Genomic DNA, 2175 nt, shown 5'->3' on the forward strand with positions numbered 1-2175 from the left:
CACAAGGCCCGTTACCGGCCCGCAAGCCGCAATGGTGTGCCCGTGCGGGAAGTCAACAAGACATATGTCATCCGCTTCCGTCTGGATGACTGACACAGACTAAAGCTCCGGCCCCGTGCCGGAGCTTCTGGATAACACAGCAACACGGACCCGCCCGGTCCGCTCCGGCAGGGGAACAGGACCGGGCTTTTGAATGAGGATCTTGAGTAACATGAGCAGACTGCCCCGTTCTTTTGTGTCAGGTCTTGCCGCTCCGGCTCTTGCGCTGCTGATGAGCACGGCAGCCCCCGTTGCCGCCTTTGCGCAGGAGGCCGCCGCCCCCGCACCTGCGGCTCCCGCAGCTCCGACCCCGGCTGCAGGCGCTGCTGCTCCGGCCCCCGGCCCGGCCCTACCGGGCGCACCGGCTGCCGCACCCTCCCCCATGCCCACCGAGGGCACGCCAGCCCAGACCCCCGCTGCCGCCGCAGCCGCAGAAGCCCCCGCTCCCGCCGCCCCGGAAGACGCCAACCCCTATGGCCTGTCCGCCCTGTGGTCCAACGGGGATATGATCGCCCGCGGTGTGCTGCTGATCATGCTCGGCATGTCGCTTGGGACATGGTTCATCATGATCACCAAGTTTATTGAACAGAAGCGCCTGTTTGCCGCAGGCAAGGAAGCGACCAAAAACTTCTGGACCAAACACAGCATTCAGGAAGGGGCTTCCGTCCTCGCCTCCACCTCCCCGTTCCGCTATATTGCCGATACCGGCATTACAGCCGCCGAACACCATGAAGGCACCATGCAGGAAGCCATCGACCTGCATAGCTGGACCTCCATGTCCATCCAGCGCGCGGTCAACAATATCCAGAACAGCCTGCAGAAGGGGCTGGCCTTTCTGGGCACCGTAGGGTCCACATCTCCGTTCATCGGGCTGTTTGGCACGGTCTGGGGCATCTATCACGCGCTGACCGCCATTGGCATTGCCGGTCAGGCCTCCATCGACAAGGTTGCAGGCCCTGTGGGGGAATCCCTGATCATGACCGCCATTGGTCTGGCAACGGCCGTGCCTGCGGTGCTGGGTTACAACCTGCTGGTGCGCCGCAACAAGGGGGCCATGGACCAGGTGCGGGATTTTGCCGATGACCTGCAATCCATCCTTATTGGTGGCGTGCGCCACGGTGCGGCAGCGGAGAGCGTGCGGGTCAATGCCGATAACTCCCCGACCACGGTCACAACCTCCAACCGGGTGGGCTGAACCATGGGAATGCAGGTTGGCAACGAAGGAGGGGACGACGAAGTCGTCTCCGCCATCAACACGACCCCTCTGGTGGATGTGATGCTGGTTCTGCTGATCATCTTCCTGATCACCATTCCGGTGGCCACCCATACGGTCAAGGTCAACCTGCCGCGCGATATGAGCCAGCCCACACAGACCAAGCTGAGTAATGTGGTGCTGGCGGTTACGGCGGATGGCAAGGCCTTCTGGGATGAAACCCCGCTGAAGGGCCAGGCCGATCTGCTGGAGCATCTGGAAAAGGTGGCGGTGGTCAGACCGCAGCCCCAGATCCAGATCCGTGGGGACATGAAGGCGCGGTATGAGACGGTCGGCCGGATGGTGGCGGCATGCCAGCAGGCTGGCATCTATCATATCGACTTCATTACCGAGAAGCCGAAGACCAACTGACAACGGCGGGCTGCGGCCCCCGTCCCCCGCGCTGCACGGCGTGGGGCAGGAGCGAAGAGAGTAACTGATCATGGGCATGAATGTCGGGTCGGATAGCACAACGGAAGACGAAGGCATTGTAGACATCAACACCACGCCATTGATTGACGTGATGCTGGTTCTGCTGATCATGCTGATCATCACCATTCCGTTGCAGACCCAGTCTGTTGCGATTGACCTGCCGCAGGGCAACCCGCCGCCTTCGACGGAGGAGGTTCCGGTTGTGACCCTTGTGGTGGATTTTGATAATACGATTACCTGGAACGGACAGCCGGTCAGCAGCGAGGACGACCTGCAGGCCCACCTGCACGAGATTGCCACCGCCCAGCCTAAGCCTGAATTCCACATCCAGCCCAACCGGCTGGCTGATTACAGGACTGTTGTCCATGTCATGGCCGATGCCCAGAGGCTGGGGGTCACCCAGATGGGTATCGTCGGGCAGGAACAGTTCGTCGATCAGTAAGGAAATGAAG

3 protein-coding genes and 1 pseudogene are annotated in these 2175 nt (G+C 61.7%); all 4 read left to right on the top strand.

Going from position 1 to position 2175, the window contains the following annotated elements; genetic code table 11:
* A pseudogene (locus tag PY793_RS14175) lies at window positions 1-93 on the top strand (energy transducer TonB); the annotation flags it as partial.
* Between the two features lie 118 nt (window positions 94-211).
* Window positions 212-1234 (top strand): MotA/TolQ/ExbB proton channel family protein, encoded by a 1023-nt coding sequence (locus tag PY793_RS14055; protein ID WP_275178608.1) that lies wholly within the window; start codon window positions 212-214, stop codon window positions 1232-1234.
* A gap of 3 nt (window positions 1235-1237) precedes the next feature.
* Window positions 1238-1663, top strand: coding sequence for an ExbD/TolR family protein (locus tag PY793_RS14060; protein WP_275178609.1), 426 nt, complete (start codon window positions 1238-1240; stop codon window positions 1661-1663).
* A gap of 70 nt (window positions 1664-1733) precedes the next feature.
* Entirely contained in the window at window positions 1734-2165 is a 432-nt protein-coding gene (locus PY793_RS14065) for an ExbD/TolR family protein (RefSeq protein WP_275178610.1), read from the top strand.
* Window positions 2166-2175: the final 10 nt, after the last annotated feature.

The sequence above is a fragment of the Acetobacter fabarum genome, assembly GCF_029069195.1.
Lineage (GTDB): Bacteria > Pseudomonadota > Alphaproteobacteria > Acetobacterales > Acetobacteraceae > Acetobacter > Acetobacter fabarum_A.

Excerpts from the sequence above, each read along its gene's own strand:
- PY793_RS14065 (WP_275178610.1), top strand. The coding sequence starts at position 1,734 with ATGGGCATGAATGTCGGGTCGGATAGCACAACGGAAGACGAAGGCATT.
- PY793_RS14060 (WP_275178609.1), top strand. The coding sequence starts at position 1,238 with ATGGGAATGCAGGTTGGCAACGAAGGAGGGGACGACGAAGTCGTCTCC.
- PY793_RS14055 (WP_275178608.1), top strand. The coding sequence starts at position 212 with ATGAGCAGACTGCCCCGTTCTTTTGTGTCAGGTCTTGCCGCTCCGGCT.